The 23,271-nt window shown below is 71.1% G+C and carries 20 protein-coding genes; 11 read left to right on the top strand and 9 right to left on the bottom strand.

The annotated features are described in order from the left end of the window. The first annotated feature begins 85 nt into the window (after window positions 1-85). Both Vlu01_RS18955 and Vlu01_RS18950 read left to right on the top strand, forming a co-directional pair. A complete protein-coding gene (locus tag Vlu01_RS18955) occupies window positions 86-643 on the top strand; it encodes a sugar O-acetyltransferase (protein ID WP_204001354.1) in 558 nt (185 codons plus the stop codon). A gap of 103 nt (window positions 644-746) precedes the next feature. Continuing rightward, window positions 747-3,374, top strand: coding sequence for a hypothetical protein (locus Vlu01_RS18950; RefSeq protein WP_204001352.1), 2,628 nt, complete (start codon window positions 747-749; stop codon window positions 3,372-3,374). Here Vlu01_RS18950 and Vlu01_RS18945 read toward each other — a convergent pair. Genes Vlu01_RS18945 through Vlu01_RS18935 form a run of 3 tightly spaced genes read right to left on the bottom strand, consistent with a single transcriptional unit; the run spans window position 3,351 to window position 5,716 of the window. Next, complete coding sequence (locus tag Vlu01_RS18945; protein WP_204001350.1) at window positions 3,351-3,998, bottom strand: nucleoside/nucleotide kinase family protein; 648 nt, start codon at window positions 3,996-3,998, stop codon at window positions 3,351-3,353. The two genes, Vlu01_RS18950 and Vlu01_RS18945, sit on opposite strands and share 24 nt — an antisense overlap. After that, entirely contained in the window at window positions 3,998-4,645 is a 648-nt protein-coding gene (locus Vlu01_RS18940; RefSeq protein WP_204001347.1) for an SIMPL domain-containing protein, read from the bottom strand. The genes Vlu01_RS18945 and Vlu01_RS18940 overlap by 1 nt, the downstream gene beginning before the upstream one ends. Window positions 4,646-4,705: 60 nt before the next feature. Then, window positions 4,706-5,716 carry a prephenate dehydrogenase gene (locus Vlu01_RS18935; RefSeq protein ID WP_204001344.1) on the bottom strand — a complete coding sequence of 337 codons (1,011 nt, stop codon included), beginning with the start codon at window positions 5,714-5,716 and terminating at the stop codon, window positions 4,706-4,708. Window positions 5,717-6,074: 358 nt separating this feature from the next. Here Vlu01_RS18935 and Vlu01_RS18930 point away from each other — a divergent pair, with 358 nt between their 5' ends. After that, window positions 6,075-7,919 carry a M48 family metallopeptidase gene (locus Vlu01_RS18930; RefSeq protein WP_204001340.1) on the top strand — a complete coding sequence of 615 codons (1,845 nt, stop codon included), beginning with the start codon at window positions 6,075-6,077 and terminating at the stop codon, window positions 7,917-7,919. Window positions 7,920-7,939: 20 nt separating this feature from the next. Here the strand turns inward: Vlu01_RS18930 and dapC are convergent, their stop codons facing one another. Beyond that, window positions 7,940-9,145 (bottom strand): succinyldiaminopimelate transaminase, encoded by a 1,206-nt coding sequence (dapC, locus tag Vlu01_RS18925; RefSeq protein WP_204001430.1) that lies wholly within the window; start codon window positions 9,143-9,145, stop codon window positions 7,940-7,942. Further along, window positions 9,040-9,366, bottom strand: coding sequence for a ferredoxin (gene fdxA / locus Vlu01_RS18920; protein WP_007464872.1), 327 nt, complete (start codon window positions 9,364-9,366; stop codon window positions 9,040-9,042). The genes dapC and fdxA overlap by 106 nt, the downstream gene beginning before the upstream one ends. 78 nt (window positions 9,367-9,444) lie before the next feature. On the opposite strand from fdxA, the gene Vlu01_RS18915 reads away from it, so the two are divergent. Continuing rightward, entirely contained in the window at window positions 9,445-10,464 is a 1,020-nt protein-coding gene (locus tag Vlu01_RS18915) for a GNAT family N-acetyltransferase (RefSeq protein WP_204001338.1), read from the top strand. A 6-nt stretch (window positions 10,465-10,470) separates the two neighbouring features. Here the strand turns inward: Vlu01_RS18915 and Vlu01_RS18910 are convergent, their stop codons facing one another. The 3 genes from Vlu01_RS18910 to mshB form a co-directional block, all read right to left on the bottom strand. Next, window positions 10,471-10,935 (bottom strand): hypothetical protein, encoded by a 465-nt coding sequence (locus tag Vlu01_RS18910; protein ID WP_204001336.1) that lies wholly within the window; start codon window positions 10,933-10,935, stop codon window positions 10,471-10,473. Between the two features lie 78 nt (window positions 10,936-11,013). Further along, on the bottom strand, window positions 11,014-11,451 hold the full coding sequence (locus tag Vlu01_RS18905) for a hypothetical protein (RefSeq protein WP_204001428.1): 438 nt from the start codon (window positions 11,449-11,451) through the stop codon (window positions 11,014-11,016). A gap of 14 nt (window positions 11,452-11,465) precedes the next feature. Beyond that, window positions 11,466-12,425, bottom strand: coding sequence for an N-acetyl-1-D-myo-inositol-2-amino-2-deoxy-alpha-D-glucopyranoside deacetylase (gene mshB, locus Vlu01_RS18900; protein WP_239095987.1), 960 nt, complete (start codon window positions 12,423-12,425; stop codon window positions 11,466-11,468). Window positions 12,426-12,511: 86 nt separating this feature from the next. Between mshB and Vlu01_RS18895 the strand changes: the two genes are divergently transcribed. From Vlu01_RS18895 to Vlu01_RS18865, 7 genes are all read left to right on the top strand, one after another. Next, a complete protein-coding gene (locus tag Vlu01_RS18895; RefSeq protein ID WP_204001334.1) occupies window positions 12,512-14,659 on the top strand; it encodes a S9 family peptidase in 2,148 nt (715 codons plus the stop codon). Between the two features lie 104 nt (window positions 14,660-14,763). After that, window positions 14,764-15,312: a Uma2 family endonuclease gene (locus Vlu01_RS18890; protein WP_204001425.1), complete on the top strand. Its 549-nt coding sequence runs from the start codon at window positions 14,764-14,766 to the stop codon at window positions 15,310-15,312. Window positions 15,313-15,344: 32 nt separating this feature from the next. Beyond that, complete coding sequence (locus Vlu01_RS18885) at window positions 15,345-16,781, top strand: TldD/PmbA family protein (RefSeq protein WP_204001333.1); 1,437 nt, start codon at window positions 15,345-15,347, stop codon at window positions 16,779-16,781. Window positions 16,782-16,854: 73 nt separating this feature from the next. Continuing rightward, complete coding sequence (locus tag Vlu01_RS18880) at window positions 16,855-18,300, top strand: TldD/PmbA family protein (protein ID WP_239095986.1); 1,446 nt, start codon at window positions 16,855-16,857, stop codon at window positions 18,298-18,300. A 271-nt stretch (window positions 18,301-18,571) separates the two neighbouring features. Continuing rightward, window positions 18,572-19,378, top strand: a complete 807-nt coding sequence (gene sdhC / locus Vlu01_RS18875; RefSeq protein WP_204001331.1) for a succinate dehydrogenase subunit SdhC — start codon at window positions 18,572-18,574, stop codon at window positions 19,376-19,378. Between the two features lie 11 nt (window positions 19,379-19,389). Then, window positions 19,390-21,360 carry a fumarate reductase/succinate dehydrogenase flavoprotein subunit gene (locus tag Vlu01_RS18870; protein ID WP_204001330.1) on the top strand — a complete coding sequence of 657 codons (1,971 nt, stop codon included), beginning with the start codon at window positions 19,390-19,392 and terminating at the stop codon, window positions 21,358-21,360. Between the two features lie 3 nt (window positions 21,361-21,363). Then, window positions 21,364-22,467, top strand: coding sequence for a succinate dehydrogenase/fumarate reductase iron-sulfur subunit (locus Vlu01_RS18865; protein ID WP_204001328.1), 1,104 nt, complete (start codon window positions 21,364-21,366; stop codon window positions 22,465-22,467). A 345-nt stretch (window positions 22,468-22,812) separates the two neighbouring features. Here the strand turns inward: Vlu01_RS18865 and Vlu01_RS18860 are convergent, their stop codons facing one another. After that, entirely contained in the window at window positions 22,813-23,256 is a 444-nt protein-coding gene (locus Vlu01_RS18860) for a (deoxy)nucleoside triphosphate pyrophosphohydrolase (protein ID WP_239095985.1), read from the bottom strand. Window positions 23,257-23,271 lie beyond the last annotated feature (15 nt).

Here is a 23,271-nt window from a genome sequence, read left to right as displayed (position 1 = left end):
CCTTACATACCGGGTATGCAAATAGGAGTCAGGAATTCGACGAAGTTGAGTCCTCGCCACGGCGACGCCCGGCATGATCGGACGGATGACGTCCATGAAGGAGCGCATGCTCGCCGGTGATCCGTACCTCGCCGACGACCCGGAACTGATCGCCGACCACCTGCGCGCCCTACGCCTGATGGAACGGATCAACAGCGGTGGTGTCGACGACCGGGAGGCCCGTCAGGCGGCGCTGCACGAGCTGCTCGGCGAACTCGGCAAGGAGGTCGAGATCCGACCGCCGTTCTCCTGCGACTACGGCTACCACATCCGGATCGGGCCCCGCAGCTTCGTCAACTACCACGCGGTCTTCCTCGACGTCGCACCGATCACCATCGGCGCCGACGTGCAGGTCGGTCCGAACGTGCAACTGCTCACCCCCACGCACCCGGTGGAGCCGGAGCCACGCCGGGCGAAGTGGGAGGCCGCCCAACCGATCAGCATCGGCGACAACGTCTGGCTCGGTGGCGGAGCAATCGTCCTCGCCGGCGTCACCGTCGGTGACAACACCGTCGTCGGCGCGGGTGCCGTGGTAACCCGCGACCTGCCCGCCAACGTCGTCGCGGTCGGTAATCCGGCCCGCCCGGTACGCCAGCTCGACTGACCCACATTAACCCCTCTAGCTGCATAAACACCGCCACGACGAGTGGCATCCGACCCACCACATCGGGCACTGTAGGTGACAACAACGTCACCAGGAGGCACGCATGGGCGGTCGGATCCTCGAACTGCGCGTACACGGCGTGTCCAACACACCACCCGCCGAGATCCTGGGCCTGACGGCGGAACCCGGCTGCGAGGCACCGCCGCCCCGGCTCGTCGCCGGTGGCCCGGTCACCGGCTTCTACCGGTCCCCGAATGCCCTGCCCGTCGACCCGATCGTCGTCGAGGCGTACAGCTGGGGGCAGTTGACCTCCGGTGCGCGGACCGCCCGCGACGTGGAGCGGGCCCTGTGGACGCTGCTGTTGCCCTTCACCCTGGCCAACGTCGCACTGCACGCCCGCCCCGGGATACCGGCCGACCCCACCACCGAACGGCTGGCCAGCCGCTCCGGCATGACGGCCTGGCTGATCAGGCTCTTCTGCCTGAGCCTGACCAGCAGCGCCGTGCTCACGATGACCGGTGTCGGCGTCGATCTCATCGGCTGGCAGTGCGTGGACGAGGACTGCCTGAGCCGCGTTCCCGGGCCGTGGGATTTCCTCGCCGACCCCTGGTGGCAGCAGGGCGGTCGGGCCCTGGCCATCGGCCTCACCGTGCCGCTGACCATGATCGGGGTGCTCGGTCTGGTCACCTGGCGGACCTACCAGTACGAGGCGGTGATGCCGGCCGACCCGACCACCGATCCGGCGGGTCGGCGTACCCCGCCACCCGCCGACGCCGACGTACCGCTCAGTCAGCCCGTGCAGGAGCCACCGCCGGTGCCCGAGCCGCCGCCCGGGCCACCGACCAACCCGCTCCAGGACCCGACGTTCTGGTGGGGCGAGGGGCAACTACGTCGTTCGGCCGTACTGCACCTGTGCACCGGCATCGTGGTGGCGGCAGCCGTCCCACTCGGCACGGTCTCGGTGCTCGACCCGCCACAGGGCGCCCGCGCGGTGGTCACCTGGTCCGCCGTGACCGCTTTCACCGCCGTTCTGGTGATCACGCTGGTGGCCGTCGGCCGGCCCTTCCTGACCCGACGCGCCGGTGCCACTCCGCTCGGCCGATGGAGCATCGCGGTCATCGTCCTCACCGGAATCGGCCTGGCCGCAACCTTCACGGTGCTGCTGTTGCCCGACGGTGCCGCCGGCATCCCACTGGCCGAACTACGTCCACCCGTCGGCTGCGACGACGACCCCACCCAGCCCGGCTGCCGGATAGACCGGTCGTTACCTGGCTTCGACCAGGCCATCACCGGGCTCGGCACCGGTCAACTGCTCCTGCTCATCGCGATCGGCGCGACTGCCCGCTCCGGCCGGCGTGGTGGCGCCATACCGGCCGCTGCCGCGCTGCTGATCGCCCTCGGGGCCGCCTGGCACCACGGTTGGCTACCTGCCGCACCACCGGCCCCGGCGACACTGCCGCAGTTCACCCTGCCGCTGCTCGGTCTCGCCACGATCGGCCTGCTGCTGCCCCGGACCCGCCCCACCGGATGCACCCAGCCGCTCGAACCGCACACCGACCTGGCCTGGCACGGTCGGGCGCCCGCCGTCATCGCCGGCTTCGGCTGGCTGCTCTGTCTCGCGTACGGCACCGGGGTGCTCTACTGGGTCACCGACCGACTCAACGGCGACGGCACCCCCGGCAACGGTCCCCGGGTCGTCCCGCCGATCCCGGTGACCTGGGCTGGCCTGACCTTCGCCGCCGCGCTGCTGCTACTCGCCCTGGTCGCCCTCCGCGCCGTGGTGCTCCTGCACCGATTGCGCCATGAGGAATACGCCCAACTGATTGGCCGTGGCGGCCGAATGTCCGCACACGACCTGCGCCGCGCCCGCGACGTGAGCGTCCACCAGGCGCTGCACCGGCTGGTGGGTGAACACGCGCTACGCCTGATCGGTTGGTACGCCGGCGCCATGACGGTCCTCGTCGTGCTGGGCTGCGCGGCCGCGCTCGCGTGTCCCCTCCCGCAGACCGGGACGAGCGGAGCCGCCCTCGTGACCGCGGCGGTGGCGGACATCGGTGCCGCCCTGCTCGGCTGGCTGCCGGTGGCGGTGGCCGCCGTCGGGCTGCTCGTCTACCGCAAGAACTCCATCCGCCGCTCCGTCGGGGTGATCTGGGACGTGGGAACCTTCTGGCCGCGCGCCGCCCATCCGCTGGCGCCACCGAGCTACGCCGAGCGGGCGGTACCCGAACTGCTCACCCGCACGGCCGGCCTGATCGCGCTGGCCGAGCACGATCCGCGCCGGGTGGAGGGCATCATCCTTTCCGGGCACAGCCAGGGCACGGTGATCTGCGCGGCGGTCATCCTGCAGATGCCACGGCGTTGGCGACGCCGGATCTGGTTCTTCTCCTACGGCTGCCAACTGACCCGCCTCTACGGTCGGATCTTTCCCGCCTACTTCGGGCCGGACCGGCTAACGGTGCTGGCCGAGGCACTGACCCGCCCCGGCGGCGGAACCCGGTGGACGAACTTCTGGCGGGACACCGATCCGCTCGGCTGGGCGGTCACCGCCGGAGAACGGGACATCGCGGTGACCGATCCGGAGGCGCTGCATCCGAGCGACGGCGAGGTTGCCGACCCGCCGATCCGCAGCCACAGCGGATATCCGGAGGCCGCCGAGTTCCAACGGGAGAGGTCCCGGGTGGCGTGGCTGCTGCGGCGAGCCGTCCCGTCACCCCGACGGCGGCCCGGCTAGGCGTACCACCAGGTCGGCGCGTTCGGCGGTGCCGGCCACCAGCGCCGCGTTCACCTCGTCGCTGCCCATCGCCCAGGCTCGGGCGTCCTGTTCCGACCGCCCGTACGCCATGTGCCGAGCCACCAACCGACGACGCCGCAGATCGGCGTCGAGATCCAGAAACCATGCCTCGTGCAGCAGGGAACGTACCTCGTCCCAGGGCCAGTTCGGAATCAGCAGGTAGTTGCCCTCGGTGACCACCAACCGAACCTCCGGCGGCACCTCGATCGCACCGGCGATCGGCTCCTCCAGGTCCCGGCGGAACTGCGGCGCCCAGACCGACGTCGGTTCCTTGCGTCGCAGGCGACGCAGCAGCGAGACGTAGCCGTTGGCGTCGAAGGTGTCGATGGAACCCTTCCGCAGGGCCCGATCGAGCCGGAGCAACTCGTCCTGGGCGAGATGGAAGCCGTCCATCGGCACCAGCCGGGCGGCCGGGCCGACCGCCTCCACCACCTGTGCGGCCAGCGTCGACTTGCCGACACCGGGAGCGCCGGTGATGCCGAGCAGTTGTCTCGGCCCGGCATCGGCCAGCGCCCGGGCGCGCGCCAGCAGGTCCTCGACCGGCAACAGCTCAGCGAGAGTCATCAGGACAGGACCGGGCGGCTGATCGTGAACCGGGCCCGAACGGCCGCGTGCACGCTCTGCGGCTGCGGGTCGAGATCCAGTTCAGGCGGACCAGCGGCCTCGACCCCACCGGTGTCGAAGGCCATCCGGGCCATCATCGGCTGGGCGGTGCCACCCTCGTCGGAGAGCTCGACCAAGTCGGTGACCTGGGCACCGAGGGCCTCGGCGTATTCACGGGCCCGCTGCAACGCATCGCTGATCGCGGCATGCCGGGCCTGCCGGTAGACCGGGCTGTCCGGGCGCAGCGACCACCAGGGGCCGGCCACCTCGACCTGATCCTGATCAGCCAGGCGCAGCATCACCTCACCGAGGGCGGTGAAGTCGCTGACCGTCACCGTGGTCACCACCGACCCGTGCCAGGCCACGACCCGCTCCCCGGAGCGCCGGGTCTCGGGCCGCACCCGCAGGTCGCCGGTCTCCCGTCGGTCGATCATCGGACCGTACGAATCGAGCAGGACCCGGATCGCCGCGGCCCGCTCGGCCAGCCGGGTAAGCGTCGGCTCCCGTTCCCGGTCGCGGGCCAACGCGGCCACGGTGAACCGGGCGAACTCCGGCGGGACCTCGCGGTACGCCTCGCCACGTACGGTCACCACCGGTCCGTCCACCATGCGCTCACCCTACTGGCGGACCCGACGCCGCGCCCACCGATGAGCCGGGTACAGCGCCGTTCAAACCCGCGGCAGGTGAGCGAGATAGGAGACGCCGCCTGCCACCGCACCACACCCGCTCAGGTGGCCGCCGGCCGCCCCGACGCCGTGCAACCAGGCCACCTCGGCCGGTTCCGCGTCCGCCGGGAACGACCGGACCTGCTGGTCGTACGGGCGGCCGGCCAGCTCGGCCCGGGCGGCACCGGCCTCGGCGCACCGGGCGGTGAGGGCGTCGGCGTCGTCGGAACGCAACGCACCGGCCAACTCGTCGAGAAACGCGGTGACCTGGTCCAACGCTGCCAGCACCTGGTCGCGGTTGCCGCGCAGCATGTTGCCGGTGCGGTGCGGCGGGGTGCCCGCGACCCGGGTACCGTCCCGGAAACTCCCGGCGGCCAGCGTCAGGACCGCGTCACGCAATGGCGATCGGTGCGCCGCGCCGGCCAGCGCCCCGGCGAGCACATGCGGCACGTGCGAGGCGAGCGCCACCACGGCGTCGTGCCGGTCCGCCGCCATCGGCACCACCCGGGCGGCGAAGACGTCGGTGATCAGGGTGACGAGGCGACGGAACGCGGCCAGCCCGTCCGGTGCGGGGCAGAGCACCCAGGCAGCACCGCTGAACAGGTCCGGCAGCGCCGCCGCGAGCCCCGCCCGGTCGGTGCCGGCCATCGGATGTCCGGGCACGAACCGGTTGGTCAGCCCCCGGTCCGCGGCGAACGCCGCCAACTCGGCCTTGGTGCTGCCCACGTCGGTGATCAGGCAATCCTCGGCGGTGGCAGCGGCAACCTCGACCAGGGTGGCGGGCAGCGTGGGCAGCGGCCCGCCGAGGAACACCACGTCCCGACCGGCCACGGCCTCGGTCAGCCGCTCAGCCATCGGTACGCCGGCCAGCCGAGCCTGCCCGCGGGTCTGCTCGTCCGGGTCCCAGCCGGTCACGTCCAATCCGACGGCGTGCAGTCGGAGCAGCACCGAGCCACCGATCAGGCCGGTGCCGACCACCGCTGCCCGCAGCCGTGTGCCGGCCCTGAGCACCATCCGCCTACCTCGACGTTCCGTGTCGTCACGGAGCCGGCCGGCCCCGCGGCGGCGTGCCTGCCGAATCCGCGTCGAACTGCCACGATCTTCGCAGACACGCCCTACGTCCGCGCCGAGGATAGCGCCGGCCGCTTCGACACCCGCCGACCGGACCGGTACGCGTCCCGGCCGTCAGCCGCGTACGGCCGGACCGAGCAGATCCCGGATGGCTCCCCAGTCGTGTCGCTGCGCGGCTTCGCGTAGTGCCTGCGCGCCGGCGGAACCGGACCGGAAGGGGGATGTCCGGCGAACCTTCAAGCCGTACGGTCCCCTGCGCCGCCCGCAGCCGTGCGGGCGTACGGAACGGGGAGGAACGGCCATGGCCGCGACGTACCGGGCGCTCGCCTCGGTGGTCATGTTGATCGGGTTCTACGTGGTCGCGCTGCTTCAGCTGGCGGCCGTCGCTGCCCTCGGCGTGTGGCTGTTCGGCCACACGAACGGGCTGGTCACCGGGAAACTGCTGCTGCCGCTGATCATCGCGCTGGGTGCGGTGGCGGTCGGGCTCTGGCGGGCGATCCGGACGAAGAACGAACCGGCCCCCGGACTGGTGCTCGACGAGCGGGAGGCACCGCAGTTGTGGGCCACCGTCCGGGAGCTGGCCGACGCGGTCGGCACCCGGGCACCGGACGAGATCCGGCTGGTGCCGGAGGTGAACGCGGCGGTCGGCGAGCAGAGCCGGCTGCTCGGGTTGATCGGCGGGCGGCGCACCCTCTACGTGGGTCTGCCGCTGCTCCAGGCGATGCGGATCGACCAGCTCCGCTCGGTGCTGGCGCACGAGCTGGGTCACTACTCCGGCAAGCACACCCGGCTGGGTGGCGTCGCCTACCGGGGTCGGTTGGCGATCGAGGGCACCATTGAGCGGATCAAGCCGCGCAACCCGATCGGGCTGGTCTTCAGGGGTTACGCCAAGCTGTACCTGATGGTCGACAACGCCGCGTCGCGGCGGCAGGAGTTGGAGGCCGACCGGGCCTCCGTCCAGCTCGCCGGGCACGAGGCTGCCACGTCCGCGCTCCGTAGCCTGCCGGCGCTCGACGCGGCCTGGAACTTCTTCACCGGGCGGTACGTGGAGTCGGGATGGCAGGCCGGCCTCGCCCCGGACGATCTGTTCGGCGGCTTCGGACAGCTTCTTCAGGCCCGTCGGGACGAGATCGACAAGCTCCAGCAGGACGCACCGGACCGCGAGCAGTCCCGCTGGGACACCCATCCACCGATCGGCATCCGGATCCAGGCGATGGCACAACTGCCGGCCGGCATGGTCCGCGCCGACGACCGTCCCGCGCACCTGCTGCTCACCGACGTCCATGACGCCGGTCGGCGCTTGCAGGGCCTCGTCGTCGATGTCGGCAACCGTCAGGTGCTGCCGTGGCCGGAGTTCACCCACGCGGCGATCGCCGCTGGCGTGCAGCGCCAGGCGGACGGCATCTACCGGGCGGCCGGCCGGTTCACCGGTGTCGCCGATCCGGGCCTGACCACCGTGCTCGATCTGGTACGGACGGGACGCCTGGGCGAGTTCGCCGAGCAGTTCTTCAGTGACGCCACCCGTCGTGAGGCGGCGGCGCTCTTCGCCGGACCGATGGAGATGTTGCTGGTCAACGCGACAGTCCGCGCCCGGCGGGCGCACTGGCAACTGTCCTGGAGCGGTCCGGCCCAGTTCGTCGGTACCGGCGGCGAGCCGTTGGACCTCGCCGAGCTCGCCAAGCTGGCGGTCTCCGCGGACACCGTCGACGAGGCACTCGCCCGGCTCGCCGAGCTCGGTGTCGACCCGTCCGCCGCGACCGTGGTGCAGCGCCGGGCCACCGCCGACAACGCCGGCGTCATCGGCGCCATCGGCAACGTGAAGGTCGACGGCGTACAGCATGACCTGCTGGTGCTCGACCGCGGTCTGATCATGGTCGGGGGTCCGGGCAAGGCCGGCGACGGTGCGGAGCGGCTCAAGGGCCTGCTCGAATCGACGCCGGTCGCGACGCTGGCCACCCGGCACCAGTTCCTGCCGTACGAGGAGATGCGTTCGGTGACGGTCACCAGGGAGATCCCGCTCAAGGCCGAATTGACGCTGCACGACGGTCGGACGGTGACCCTGCAGGAGCTGTACGGCAGCGTGCTGCTGGAGCGGCACAGCCGGGACAATCTGCTCCGGGTGTTCGAACGGATCAACGAGGACTGAACCGACCCGCCGTTCGATGGTCAGGACAGCCGGGCGGCGACCGCCGCGATCCGCTCGTCGGACTCGGTCAGCGCCGCCCGGACGTACTGCTGCCCACCGGGACCGTAGAAGGCACCGGCGGCGACCAGAATCCCCCGCCGGGCCAACCAGTCGACCGTGTCCCAGCAGTCCTCGCCACGGGTCAACCACAGGTAGAGCCCCGCCTCGGAGTGCTCCACGGTGAAACCGGCGTCGGTGAAGGCCGCCCGCAATGCCGTCCGGCGCGCGCGGTACCGCTCCTTCTGCTCGTCGGCGTGCCGCTCGTCACGCAGGGCCACCGCCATGGCCGCCTGCACCGGTGCCGGCACGATCATCCCCGCGTGTTTGCGGATCTTGAGTAGCTCGGCCACCAGCGCCGGATCGCCAGCCACGAAGCCGGCCCGGTAGCCGGCCAGGTTGGAGCGTTTGGAGAGCGAATGCACCGCCAGCACCGAGTCGTACGAGCCGCCGCACACCTCGGGCGACAGCACCGACACCGGCTCGGCGTCCCAGCCCAGCGGCAGATAGCACTCGTCGCTGGCCACCACCGCGCCGCGCTCCCGGGCCCAGTCCACCACCTTGCGCAGGTGGGCGGCGGGCAGCACCCGCCCGGTCGGGTTTCCCGGCGAGTTCACCCAGATCAGGCGTACCCGGGGTGTCGGGCCGACGGCGGTCAGCGAGTCGGAGCGCATCGTGGTGGCGCCCGCCAACCGCACACCATCGGCGTAGGTCGGGTAGGCGATCGACGGGACCACCACGGTGTCGCCCGGCCCCACCCCGAGCAGGGTGGGGAGCCAGGCCACCAGTTCCTTCGAGCCGATCGTCGGCAGCACCCCGAGCCCGTCCGGCGCAGCGCCACAGGCCCGCGACACCCAGCCCGTGATCGCGTCGCGCAGCGCCGGGGTGCCGGCGGTCAGCGGATAGCCGGGCGAGTCCGAGGCGTCCGCCAGGGCCTGCCGGATCACCTGCGGCACCGGGTCGACAGGCGTACCCATCGAAAGGTTGATCATGCCGTCCGGATGCGCCGCGGCCAACGTGGCCGCGGCGTCCAGGGTGTCCCAGGTGAACTCGGGCAGCCGCGACGAGACCGGGGCGGGCCGGTTCAGTGGCCCTCGCCGCGGGGCGGCTGCGCGGCGACGAAGGTGGCGTCCTTCTCCACCTTGCCGATCTTCGAAGCGCCACCGGGCGAGCCGAGGTCCTCGAAGAATTCGTAGTTGGCGCCGGTGTAGTCCTTCCACTGCTCCGGGACGTCGTCCTCGTAGAAGATCGCCTCCACCGGGCAGACAGGCTCACAGGCACCACAGTCGACGCACTCGTCGGGGTGGATGTAGAGCATCCGGTTGCCCTCGTAAATGCAGTCGACCGGGCACTCCTCGATGCATGCCTTGTCGAGCACATCCACGCACGGCTCGGCGATGATGTAGGTCACCGGTCTTCTCCTCCGCAAGACACGCCGCGATCACCCGCGACGGTAAGAGCCTAGTATCTCGCTCGGAGGAGGTCGATCGTGCTCCGAGAGCAAGACTTGGGACACCGAATCGTGGTGCGGCGTCGCGTCGGCGTACGCGGTGGTCGGCCTGTCTACTCCGATTCCCTCGGCGAACTGGTCGAGCTCACCGAGACGCATCTCACGCTGACCACTCGCCAGGGGCGGCTACGCGTACCGCTCGGCGAGGTGCATCGGGCCAAGCGGGTCCCGGCGGCCCGGCGGCCGACCGCCGCCGCCATGGTCGAGCTGGAACTCGCCGCCGACGAGGCGTGGCCGGCACCCGTCCGGGCTCGGCTCGGTGACTGGCTGCTGCGATCCGCCGACGGCTGGACCGGGCGGGCCAACTCGGCCCTGCCGGTGGGTGATCCCGATCGTCCGCTGCCGGACGCGGTGGACGCGGTGGAACGCTGGTACGCCGGACACGGCCAGCCAGCCCTGGTCAACACGCCGTTGCCCCTGGCCGCGCCGGTCGGCACCGAACTCGACCGGAGAGGCTGGGGCAGCCGCCCGCCGGTGCTGGTACAGACGGTCCCAATCGCCACCCTCGTCCAGGCGGCGCCGGACGGCACGGTCCCGGGAGCACCGGACGTGACCGACCTCACCGACGCGGATGGCACCTACGGCAGCTCCGGCGGCCCGGTGGTCGAGTTGGCCGCCGAGCCGTCGGCGGACTGGCTCGCCGTGGCTGCCGGTCGCAAGGGCGGGCTGCCCGACGCCGCCCGACAGGTGCTCACCGCCGTGGACCAGGTCCGCTTCGCCCACCTGTACGTCGACGGCGCGCTCGTCGCGATCGGCCGCGGCACGGTCACCGGCCAGGGGCGCTGGCTCGGGCTGTGCCTGATCGAGGTGCGCTCCGCCGCACGCCGGCAGGGACACGCCACCCGGGTGGTCCGGGCACTCGCCGACTGGGCGGCCGATGGCGGCGCGACCGATGCGTTCCTCCAGGTCGAGCAGAGCAACATCGGTGCGGTGGCGCTCTACCGGAAGCTCGGCTTCAGCACCCACCACACCTACCTCACCCGGGTCGCGCCGCACTGACGGCGGTCAGCGGCGAACCACCCGGCGGGGCTTGGCCGAGCTGGTCTCGGCGTACCGTTGCAGGTTGCGCGAACGGTAGTCGCGACCGAGCGTGACCAGCAGAAGGTAGCCCAGCATCGTCCCGATGGTGGTCACCACCAGGTAGAGCCCGATCTGCGCGAAGAACGTGCTGCCACCACCGGCGAACGGATTGTTGCCAACCAGCAGCGGCCCGATCAGCACGGTCAACCCGACCGCGACGCCGATCGCGGCCGCCACGTCCCCGGCCCAGCTGCCCAACCGACGCCGCTCACCCCAGACGAAGGCGACACCGGCCAGCATCAGACCGATCACGATGAACATTCCGAGCGACACCCGGTCGGCGGCGCTGTCGTCGCCGTCGAAGCCGAGCCGGATGACCAGCCGGGCGACCACGTTGACCGCGAACAGTGCGATTGCGAGCACACCAACCGCACGCCACCGCTGTGCCATGACACGCCTCCCGCCGTACCGCCCGCCCGGTTGGCGGGTCTCCTGGCAGGAATATCTACCACCCGACGCTGAGCGTCGTCAGTAACGTCTCGGTGCCGGTGCCGGCGCGAGGACCGACCGGAACGCCATCACCGCGAAGGTCATCGCACCGCCCACCACCAGGGTGAGCCCGACCCAGTTCCCGACGAGCAGAACGTCGCCCTCGCTGGTCCGGTCGGCGGCGACCACCATGATGGCCACCCAGGGCAGCGCCGGCAGCGCCACCGCCCAGCGACGGCCGACCGCCTCGACGGCGAACCAGCTCAACGCGATGTTCGCGACCACCGCCACCAGCACCGCGACGCCGATCAGGTACCCGCCGACCCGCAGCGGGGCAAGCAGCAACTCCAGCACCGCGGTCAGCGTCGCGGCCAGGACTGAGAGAACACCGCCGGCCAACCGCAGGCCGACGTCGAGGGGACGTCGCCACCTCCGGCTCGGCCGGGGCGTCTCCTGCTCCTGCGGGGCGACCGACATCGCGGCGGGCAGGGTCACCGGTGACCGGCCGAGCTGGCCGTTCTGGGCACCGGGCCGTAGGCGACGTCTGGACCGCCGACCACCTCCGGCGTGATCCCCTCCACCCCGGCGAACAGATCCGACTCCCAGCCGTACCGGCCGCGGCCCGCCCCCTTCTCCCCCAGCGCCAGGGTGAAGTACTCCACGCCCATGAACTCCGCCCCGAAGTTGCCGGCGATCGAGTACAGCCATGACGTGGCGGGGATCTGCGTCGCGTGAGCGCGCATCGCCGCCTCCTTCGCGGCGTGCTGCTCGGTGGCGTCGATACGAGCCGCGATCTCCTCGTCCGGCGTGCAGAACGGCAGCTCGGTGGCGTCGGTGATGCCGGCGAAGGGGTTGTCCGACGCCTCCGCGAAGTGCGTCATGCCCGCTTCGAGCACGCTGCGCGGCATCGCCGTCCAGTAGACCTTCGCCGGCGCGAGCCCCTCCGCAGCGGCCAGTTCCACCGCCCGCATGGTCACCCGGTGCGCCTGGATGTGGTCGGGGTGGCCGTAGAAGCCGTTGTCGTCGTAGGTGATGACCACCTGCGGGCGTACCTCCCGGATGATCTCCAGCAGGTACCCGGCGGCCTCGTCCAGGTCGGCGCCCCAGAAAGCACGGGGATGCTCGTTGGTCGGCAGACCCATCATCCCGGAGTCCCGGTAGCGGCCGGCCCCGCCGAGAAAGCGGTGGTCCGTGACGCCCAGTTCGGCGCAGGCGGCGGCCAGCTCGGCGATCCGGTACCCGCCGAGCTGGTCGGCCTCGGCCGCGGCGAGCCCGGCCAGCTCCGGTACGTGGATCTCGCCCTCCTCACCGAGGGTGCAGGTCACCAGGGTGACGTGGGCACCCGTGGCCGCGTAGTGGGCCATCGTCGAGCCGGTGCCGATGGACTCGTCGTCGGGGTGCGCGTGGACCAGCAACAGGCGGCGGTCAGGCAGCGTCGTCACGACGGTCACTCTAACCGGCGGTTATCGCCGGACGGCCCCGACGCGTCCGCGCAGGTCGCTCACATCAGGCTCGGTACCGGCCTACGATCTGGCCTGTGGACTTTCCCGAGCTGGCCGCCCGCACCCGCAGGTTCAGCCACGGGGCGCCGCGCGCCGTCGCCGTGGCCGATGACGGCGCCCGGGTGGTCTTCCTACGCTCGGCGGGACCGGAGGATCCGGCCGACGCGCTCTGGTTGCTGGATGTGGCGACCGGTACGGAACGGCTGGTCGCCGATCCGACCACCCTGCTCGGCACCGACGTCGACGCCGATGTGCTGAGCCCCGGGGAACGGGCCCGGCGGGAGCGGCTGCGGCTGAGCGCCTCGGGCATCGGCTCGTACGCCCTCGACGGCGCCGGACGGGTGGCGGTGTTCGCGCTGGCCGGGCGGCTGTTCCGGGCCGACCTGGTGCACGGCGACGTGATCGAGGTGCCGACCGTCGGCCCGGTGCTCGACCCACGACCGGACCCGAGCGGGCAGCGGTTGGCCTACGTGACCGATGCCGCCGAGGGAGTACGTCGGGGCGAGCTACGGGTGATCGACTCCGACGGTGCCGACACCATCCTGGCCGGCGAGGACTCCGGGGTGTGCTGGGGGTTGGCCGAGCACATCGCGGCGGAGGAGTTCGGGCGGCACCGCGGCTACTGGTGGGCACCCGATGGCCGGTCGGTACTCGCCGCCCGGGTCGACGAGTCCCGGCTGCCCCGCTGGCACCTGCACGATCCCGCGCAGCCCGACAGCCCGCCAACCAGCGTCGCGTACCCGGTGGCGGGCGGGCCCAACGCCGAGGTGAGCCTGCACCTGCTCGACCTCGACGGCGGCTGGGTCGACGTGCACTGGGACCGGGAGACCTATCCGTACCTGACCGCGGTGCACTGGGGTGAGGGCGCGCCGCTGATCACCGTGCTGCGCCGCGCCCAGCAGCACGGGTTGGTGCTCGCGGTCGACCCGCGCACCGGGGAGACCCAGGTGCACGCCGAACTGGCCGACCCCCGCTGGGTCGAGCCGATCCCGGGCACGCCCGCACACCTGCCCGACGGTCGGGTGCTGGTCGGCGGCGAGCTGGCCCACGACGGGTACGACGCGCGCTGCCTGTTCGCCGACGGCACGCTGCTCACCCCGCCCTCGCTGTACGTGCGCCGGGTGATCGGCCGGCTGGCCGCCGGCAGCGGTCCGGCGGACCTGCTGGTCGAGGCGAGCGACGGTGAGCCGAGCGAACAGCATCTGTTCCGGGTGCGGACCAGCATCGGCGGCGGCGTGGACGCCCGCCGGTTGACCAGCGACGCCGGCTGGCACGTCGGGGCGGTCGGCGGCGGGGTGCTGGTCGTCGGCAGCGCCTCGCTGGACCACCCAGGCGTCCGATGGGCGGTACTTCAGGGTGATCACGAGGTGGCCACGCTACGGTCGCTGGCCGCCACGCCCAGCTACTCCCCGCTACCGCTGCTGGAGCGGGTGACCGACCGTCGGATTCCCGCGGCGGTGCTCTACCCGGACAACCACGTCACCGGCCGCCGGTTGCCGGTCCTGCTGGACATCTACGGTGGTCCCGGGCATCAGGAGGTGGTTGCCGCACGCTCGGCCTGGCTGGAGCGGCAGTGGTGGGCCGACGCGGGCTTCGCGGTCGTCGTCACCGACAACCGGGGCACACCGGGAATCGCCCCGTCGTACGAGAAGGCCATCCACCGGCGGGTCGCCGACGTGATCCTGCTCGACCAGGTGGAGGCGCTCACCGCACTCGCCGACAAGCACCCGGACCTGGACCTGGACCGGGTCGCGGTGCGTGGCTGGTCGTTCGGTGGCTGGCTGGCCGGCCTGGCGGTGTTGCGGCATCCGGAGCTGTTCCGGTGCGGCATCGCCGGGGCGCCGGTCACCGACTGGGCCCTGTACGACACCGCGTACACCGAGCGGTACCTGGGCCTGCCCGCCGACGGCGAGGACGTCTACGCGCACCACTCACTTGTGGAACTGGCCGCCGAGCCGGTCACCGAGCCGGCGCACGCCCGACCGCTGCTGCTGGTGCACGGCATGGTCGACGACAACGTGGTGGCGGCACACACGCTGCGGTTGTCGGCGGCGTTGCTGGCCACCGGCCGGCCGCACTCGGTGCTGCCGCTGACCGGTGCCACCCACATGGCCACTGGTGGCCTCGCCGAACGCCTCCTCCCCCTGGAACTCGATTTCCTCCGCACCCACCTGGGGATGTGAGCGCGCCCTACGGCAACACCGCCTGCCGCCCCGGTCGCACGGAAGGTGCGACGATGAGTGCAGCCAGGCAGGCAGGATCCCAGCCGAGACGAGCGGAGGTGACCATGACCGTGGCGGTGTTCGACCACGAGGGCCCGTGGACCGAGGAGGAGTACCTCGCCCTCGGCGAGACCTCCCAGCGCGTCGAACTCTTCGACGGGAGCCTGCACGTGACCCCAGCACCCACCCCACGCCACCAGCGAATCTCCAGGAAGCTGGGCAACATCCTGGAGACCGCTGCCGAGTCCGTCGGCTTGGAGCTGCTGGAGGCGGTGAACGTTCGACTGCGGCCGGGGCGCGTCCCGGTGCCCGATCTGGTGGTCACCGCGCCGGTCGACCTGGACGATCCTTATATCGAAGCGGCCGACGTACGGCTCGTATGCGAGATCATTTCGCCCGGCAACGCGGCCACGGACAACGTCCTCAAGATGCACTACTACGCCGCCGCCGGCATCGAGTGGTACCTGTTGGTTGAGCAGACGACCGGCACGCTGCGCCTCTACCAGAAGCGTGGTCGCCACTACGTCGAGCATCAAGCGGTCAAACGGGGTGGGGTGCTGAACCTGAGCGCACCCGTCCGGGCAACGATCCATCCCGAGGACCTCGTCCCCTGACGGTTGTCGGTCGGCTGGCCTAGGGTCGGGCCATGAGCGAGTTCGACGTGGCCGAGGCCGCCGTGCAGGCGGCGCTGGACGCCGGAGCCCGCTACGCCGACGTGCGGGTGATGCACCGGCGCTACGAGTCGATGACCGCCCGTAACGGCGACATCGAGTCGCTGACCCAGGACGAGAGCGTCGGACTGGGCGTACGCGCGCTGGTTGATTCGAGTTGGGGCTTCCACGCCGTACCGGAGCTGTCCGACCTGGCCGCCCGCGACGCCGGCCACCGGGCCGCACGGACCGCGCTGGCCAGTGGTCTGGTCCCCGGTCCGCCAATCGACCTGGTCGCGGTGGCCCCGACCACAGCGAGTTGGTCCTCGCCCTGCGAGGTGGATCCGCTCGGCGTCTCCCTCGCCGCGAAGGGTGACCTGCTGGTAGCGGCCACCAGCCTCATGACCGAGCACGGCGCCGACCTCACCGAGGGGCTCTACCAGATCTGGGACACCGCGAAATGGTTCGTCTCCAGTGAAGGGCACCGCATCGACCAGCGCATCCGCGAGTGCGGCGGCGGCATCTCGGCCACCTCCGTGGGTGACGGCGAGACCCAACGTCGGTCCTGGCCCAGCTACCGTGGCCAGTACGGCACCACCGGATGGGAACTGGTCGACTCGCTGGAGTTGACCGCGCACGCGGCACGGATCGCCGAGGAGTCGCGGGCGCTGTTGACCGCGCCGCTCTGCCCCACCGGCGAGACCGACCTGATTCTGGGTGGCGAGCAGTTGGCCCTGCAGATCCACGAGTCGGTCGGGCACGCCATCGAACTGGACCGCATCCTCGGCTGGGAGGCGGCCTTCGCCGGCACCTCATGGCTGGATCTCGCACAGCTCGGTTCACTGCGGTACGGGTCCGAGCTGATGAACATCACCATCGACCCGACCATCCCCGGCGCGCTGGGTAGTTTCGGCTACGACGACGAGGGTTCACCGGCGGTCAAGCGCGACGCGGTGCGCGACGGCCGCTGGGTGGGCGTGCTGGCGGGTCGGGACTCGGCCGCTGTGGCGGGTCTCGATCACGGCGGCAGCGTCCGTGCCGACGGGTGGGCGCGGCTGCCGATGGTGCGGATGACGAACGTGGGTCTGGAACCCGGCCCGCACACCCTGGAGGAGATCGTCGCCGCCACCGACGAGGGGGTGCTGATGGATGTCAACCGGTCCTGGTCCATCGACGACAAACGGCTGAACTTCCAGTTCGGCTGCGAGATCGGCTGGGAAATCCGTAACGGCCGCCGCGGACGGATGCTGCGCAACCCGACGTACACCGGCATCGGCCCGCTGTTCTGGCGTTCGATGGACATGCTCTCCTCCGAGACGGTCCCGTGGGGCACCCCGAACTGCGGCAAGGGCCAGCCGGGCCAGGTCGGGCACACCGGGCACCCGGCGGCACCGGCCCGCTTCCGCGACGTCCGGGTGGGGGTACGCGCGTGACCGAGCGCCAGTGGGCGAGTCGTCAACGCGGGGTGGGGGCGCCGGACGACATGGCCCATCACGAGGAGGCGGCGTGAGTGGCGCGCCGGCGCGAGCCGGTGCCGAGGAGTTGGAGATCGCCAGCCGCGTCGTGGATCTGGTCACCCGGCTGGCCGGATCGGCCGCGCAGGCGGAGGTGACGGTGACCCGCACCGAGTCGGCGTTGACCCGGTTCGCCAATTCGACCATCCACCAGAACGTGGCCGCGTCCTCGGTGGATGTCCGGCTGCGGGTCCACCTGGCCGGGCGTACCGCCGCCGGCAGCGGCGACACGATCACCGCCGACGGGCTGCACACGCTGGTGGAGCGGGTGCTGGCGGCGGCCCGGATCATTTCGCCGGATCCGGCGTGGCCGGGACTCGCCCCGTCGGCGCCGGTGACCGCCACGCCGGAGTGGGATCCGGCCACGGCCCACGCCGGGCCGGATGAGCGGGCCGCCCTGGTTCGGGCATTCGTCGACGCGGCCGACGGGTTGGAAACCGCGGGCTACTGCCGCACTGGTCACCGCGTGGCGGCGTTCGCCAACTCGGCCGGCCACTCCGCGCAGGGGCAGGCGGCCGAGGCGGCGATGGACGGGATCGCCCGGACCGGTGGCGCGGACGGCACCGCTCGGCAGCACGTCGACCGGCTCGCCGATCTCGACGGCGCCGGCCTGGGGTGGCGGGCCGCGGCGAAGGCGCGGGCGGCGACCCGACCGGTCGAGCTGTCACCGGGGCGCTACCCGGTGGTGTTGGAGCCGGCAGCCGTCGCGGACCTGCTGAAGAACCTGGCCTGGTACGGCTTCAACGGGCGGCGGTACGCCGAACGGCAGTCGTTCGCCGCCCCCGGGGTGGCCCAGTTCGACCGCACGGTGACCCTGGTCGACGATCCGCTGGCGGCCTCGGGCCTGCCGTTCGACCTGGAGGGCACGCCGAGCCGGCCGCTGACCCTGGTGGACGCGGGCACCACCAGCGCCGTGACCCACGATCGGCGCAGCGCCGCCGAGCTGGGTGTCGCCTCCACCGGTCACGCCTGGGCCGGCAGCGCGACCTTCGGCCCGATCCCCCGCAACCTGCGGCTGCGGCCCGCCGGGATGGCGGCCACCGCGATGGCGGCCACGGCAACCGTTCCGGCCGGCGCGACCGGGGGCACTTCGCTGGGCGACGCGATCGGCGATCCGGACACCGCCGCCCTGGTTTCCCGGATGGAGCGTGGGCTGCTGGTCAGTGACCTCTGGTACACCCGGGTCCTGGACCCGTTGAGCCTGGTCGTCACCGGTTTGACCCGCAACGGACTGTGGCTGGTCGAGGACGGTCGGGTCACTCGGGCGGTCCGTGATCTGCGTTTCACCGAGTCGTACCCCCGGGCGCTCGCGCCCGGCGCGGTGCTGGAGACGGGCCGGCACGCGGTACGCCTGCCGGACCACGTGGACGGTGTCTGGTGGGAGGCACCGTCGCTGCGGCTGGCCTCGTGGAACTTCACCGGCGGGGCGTCCGGCTGACCATCCGTCCGCCGCTGAACGATCTTTTCTGCGCACTCACAGATTGATCTTGGCGGGAGGCTTTCCAAAGAGCGGGACACACGGGACACTGCCTTGCGCGGACGGCCCGCCTAGATCGGCGTAACGTGTGTCACTTAGCTGCTCCGGTACGCCCGGTGCGGTCGTTGGTGTGCGCATGACGCGGCACGCGGAGGTGGGTTCGCCCGGTCCGTGCGCCGTCCGGAAGTGTTCCGCCCGCCCGTGACAGGGCCCCGTCAGGGAGACGACGCGAATGACATCATCGGCAACGAGACCGCAGGGTGTGCGCGCACGCGCCGCCATCGCGGCGAAGACGTTGCGGACGGACCGTTGGTGGTTTGCCCCGCTGATCACGGTCATCGGGCTCAGCGCGTGGGTTGCGTACGCGACGGTCCGGGTCTTCATGCACAAGTGGTACTGGGTCGAGGAGTTCAGCTACCTGACCCCGTTCTACTCCCCGTGCGTGACCGACCGGTGCATCCCGGAGGCCTCCCACTTCGGGCAGTACCTCCCCGGCTGGTGGATCATCCCGGACGCCGCGTTCACCCTGCCGTTCCTGCTGCTGTTCCGGCTGACCTGCTACTACTACCGCAAGGCGTACTACCGGTCGTTCTGGCTCTCGCCGCCGGCCTGCGCGGTGCCCGACGGCCACGCCTCCTACAGCGGTGAGACCCGGTTCCCGCTGATCGTGCAGAACTCGCACCGCTACTTCTTCTACTTCGCGGTGATCATCTCGCTGATCAACAGCTGGGACGCGATCCTCGCCTTCAACACCCCGCAGGGCTTCGGGATCGGCCTGGGCAACCTGATCCTGCTCGGCAACGTGATCATGCTCTGGGCTTACACGATCTCCTGCCACTCCTGCCGGCACATCATCGGCGGGCGACTCAAGCACTTCTCCAAGCATCCCGTCCGCTACCGGGCCTGGGGCTACATCTCCTGGCTCAACGTCCGGCACATGCAGCTCGCCTGGATCACGCTCGGCACGCTGGCGCTGACCGACTTCTACGTCATGTCCGTCGCCGCCGGGTGGATCTCCGACCTGCGGTTCATCAACTGAGGGCCCCTGACATGACGACCACTACCACTCGCATCGAACGACACCACTACGACGTCGTCGTGATCGGGGCCGGCGGCGCCGGCCTGCGCGCGGCGATCGAGGCGCGGCTGGCCGGCAAGAAGACCGCCATCATCTCCAAGTCGCTCTTCGGCAAGGCCCACACGGTGATGGCCGAGGGCGGGGCCGCCGCGGCCATGGGGAACGTGAACAGCCGGGACAGCTGGCAGGTGCACTTCCGGGACACCATGCGCGGCGGCAAGTTCCTCAACAACTTCCGGATGGCGGAGCTGCACGCCAAGGAGTCGCCGCAGCGGATCTGGGAGTTGGAGACGTACGGCGCGCTGTTCGACCGCACCAAGGACGGCAAGATCTCGCAGCGCAACTTCGGCGGCCACGAGTACCCCCGACTGGCCCACGTCGGCGACCGGACCGGCCTGGAGCTGATCCGTACCCTGCAGCAGAAGATCGTCTCGTTGCAGCAGGAGGACAAGCGCGAGCACGGCTCGTACGACGCCCGGATCCGGGTCTTCGACGAGACGACCATCACCGAGCTGCTGCTCGACGGCGATCGGATCGCCGGCGCGTTCGGCTACTACCGGGAGTCCGGCGAGTTCATCCTCTTCGAGGCGCCCGCCGTGGTACTCGCCACCGGCGGCGTCGGCCGGTCCTACAAGGTCACCTCGAACTCGTGGGAGTACACCGGGGACGGCCACGCGCTGGCGCTGCGCGCCGGGGCCACTCTGATCAACATGGAGTTTCTCCAGTTCCACCCGACCGGCATGGTCTGGCCACCGTCGGTCAAGGGCATCCTGGTCACCGAGTCGGTCCGCGGTGACGGTGGCATCCTGAAGAACTCCGAGGGCAAGCGGTTCATGTTCGACTACGTCCCCGACGTCTTCCGCAAGCAGTACGCGGAGACGCCCGAGGAGGCGGACCGCTGGTACACCGACCCGGACAACAACCGGCGCCCGCCGGAGCTGCTGCCCCGCGACGAGGTCGCGCGGGCGATCAACAGCGAGGTCAAGGCCGGTCGGGGTACGCCGGCTGGCGGCGTCTACCTGGACATCGCCTCCCGGCTGCCGGCCGAGGAAATCCGGCGTCGCCTGCCGTCGATGCACCACCAGTTCAAGGGACTGGCCGACGTCGACATCACCAAGGAGGCGATGGAGGTCGGACCGACCTGCCACTACGTGATGGGTGGCATCGAGGTCGACCCGGACAGCGGCGCCGCGTACGGCTCGGTGCGCGGCCTGTTCGCCGCCGGTGAGGTCTCCGGCGGCATGCACGGCTCCAACCGGCTGGGCGGCAACTCCCTGTCCGACCTGCTGGTCTTCGGCAAGCGGGCGGGTGGCCACGCGGCCACCTACGTCGACCAGCTCACCGGTCGGCCTCGGGTGGCGGTGACGGCGGTGGAGACCGCCGTGGAGACGGCGCTGGCGCCGTTGCACCGGGACACCGGCGAGAATCCGTACACCCTCCAGCAGGACCTGCAGGCGGTGATGGGGGATCTGGTCGGCATCATCCGGCGGGAGGCCGAGCTGGAGGACGCGTTGGTCCGCCTGGCGGAGCTGCGCGAACGGGTGGCGAAGGTCAGCGCCGCCGGCGGCCGGAAGTACAACCCGGGTTGGCACCTGGCGCTGGACCTGCGCAACATGCTGGTCGTCTCCGAGTGCACCGCGAAGGCGGCGCTGGAGCGGCGCGAGTCGCGCGGCGGCCACACCCGCGAGGACTTCCCCACCATGGATCCGCAGTGGCGGCGGGTCAACCTGGTCTGCTCGCTCGCCGGTGACGTCGTCCGGTTGGCGCGCAAGCCGCTGCCGAAGATGCGCCCGGAACTGGTCGGCCTGTTCGACCGCGCGGAGTTGGCCAAGTACCTCACCGACGAGGAACTCACCGAGTTCGACGCCCTCGTCGCGACCGACGCCGCTACCGGTGCCGCTGCTGACACCGCTGCCGACGCCGACGCCGAGAAGGAGCGCTGAGGAATGGGTACTGAAACGTCTGGGGCGCCCGGCAAGCCGGCCGCGAAGCGCCAGTTCCGGATCTGGCGGGGCGACGCCGAGGGCGGCGACCTGCAGGACTACATGGTCGAGGTCAACGAGGGCGAAGTGGTCCTCGACGTGATCCACCGGCTCCAGGCCACCGATGCGCCCGACCTGGCCTGTCGGTGGAACTGCAAGGCGGGCAAGTGCGGCTCCTGCTCCATGGAGATCAACGGGATGCCCAAGCTCGGCTGCATGACCCGGATGTCGACGTTCGAGGAGAACGAGACGATCACGGTGACCCCGCTGCGGACGTTCCCGGTCATCCGGGACCTGGTCACCGACGTGTCGTTCAACTACGAGAAGGCCCGGGAGACGCCGGCCTTTGCTCCCCCGACCGACCTGGCCCCCGGCGACTACCGGATGCAGCAGGTCGACGTGGAGCGCTCGCAGGAGTTCCGCAAGTGCATCGAGTGCTTCCTGTGCCAGACCGTCTGCCACGTGATCCGGGACCACGACGAGAACAAGCAGGCGTTCTCCGGACCCCGGTACTTCATCCGGGCCGCGGAACTGGACATGCACCCGCTGGACGCCCGGACCGACCGCAAGGACTACGCGCAGACCGAACAGGGCCTCGGCTTCTGCAACATCACCAAGTGCTGCACCGAGGTCTGCCCCGAGCACATCAAGATCACCGACAACGGGATCATCCCCATGAAGGAACGGGTCGTCGACCGCAGGTACGATCCACTCGTGTGGCTCGGTAGCAAGATCTTCCGGAGGGGTCAGGTGCCTCAGACCAGCGTGACCAGCGAACACTCCCCGGGCGCGGTGCGCTCCAGCGCCGCGGGTGGCGGTGTGCACTCCCACGCGGGCGGCTCGCACGACGCCCAGGCCGAGGTACAGGCCCAGCAGGGCGTCAACTGGCACCGCGAGGTGCCGCACCCCACCGCCCCGGCGGTCGACGCCAGCGGGAAGCTCCCCCTGACGGAGCTCACCTTCGACCGCGCCGCGGCGCCCTCGCCCTTCGGCGACGACGTCACCTTCCCCCTCCCCCCCGAGCACCTCAACTTCGCCCACCCCACCCAAGACGAGCGCAACCACTAAACCCACCCAGCACCACCCGCCTTTTTGCGCGTTGATCATGAGGTTGTTGCTACCGACACGCCGTACCGAGGGCGACAACCTCATGATCAATACGCGTTATCCACAGGGAGTGGGCCGGCCGCCCACGCGGTCCACGGGAGCGCCGCTGAAATCCTCGGCATAGCCCGCCCGCCCCTCCGCTTCACCTGGCGGGACACCCTCGACCCGGCCTACCTCCCCTGGGTCGTCCGCCAAGCCCTCTCCCCGTCCCAGCGCCGTTGATCATGCAGTGACGGCAGTTTGAGATCAAGACTGCCGTCCAGCTCATGATCAACGTGGTGGACGGGCAGAGTGGGAGGGGGTGGGTCAGGCGGCATGGGCCAGGATGGGACGGAGGGCGGCGACTATGGGGGCGTCGGCAGGCAGCCAGGTGACGGTGTCCAGCTCGGCGGCGGAGAGCCACCGTAGGGCGGAGTGTTCGAGGGCCTGCGGTTGGTCGTCGTGCAGCAGGCGGGCCGCGTACACCTTGAGCACCGACCGGCCGTGCGCCATCCGGACGTCACGGCCGATCCGCTCGCCGATCTCCACCCGTACGGCCAGTTCCTCGACGCATTCGCGGGCCAGCGCCGCCGTCTCACTCTCCCCCGGCTCCACCTTGCCGCCGGGGAACTCCCACATGCCCGCCACCTCCGGCGGGGCGGATCTGGCACAGGCCAGCACCCGCCCCTCCCGGATGATGGCCGCGCCGACGATCACCTTGGGATCGCGTCGTACGGCGTTTCCGCCGTCGTTCGCCCGTTCGGTCCGCACGGGCGTCCAGAGTGC

This window comes from Micromonospora lutea (assembly GCF_016863535.1).
Taxonomy (GTDB): domain Bacteria; phylum Actinomycetota; class Actinomycetes; order Mycobacteriales; family Micromonosporaceae; genus Micromonospora; species Micromonospora lutea.
This window is presented reverse-complemented; position numbering and strand designations above follow the sequence as displayed.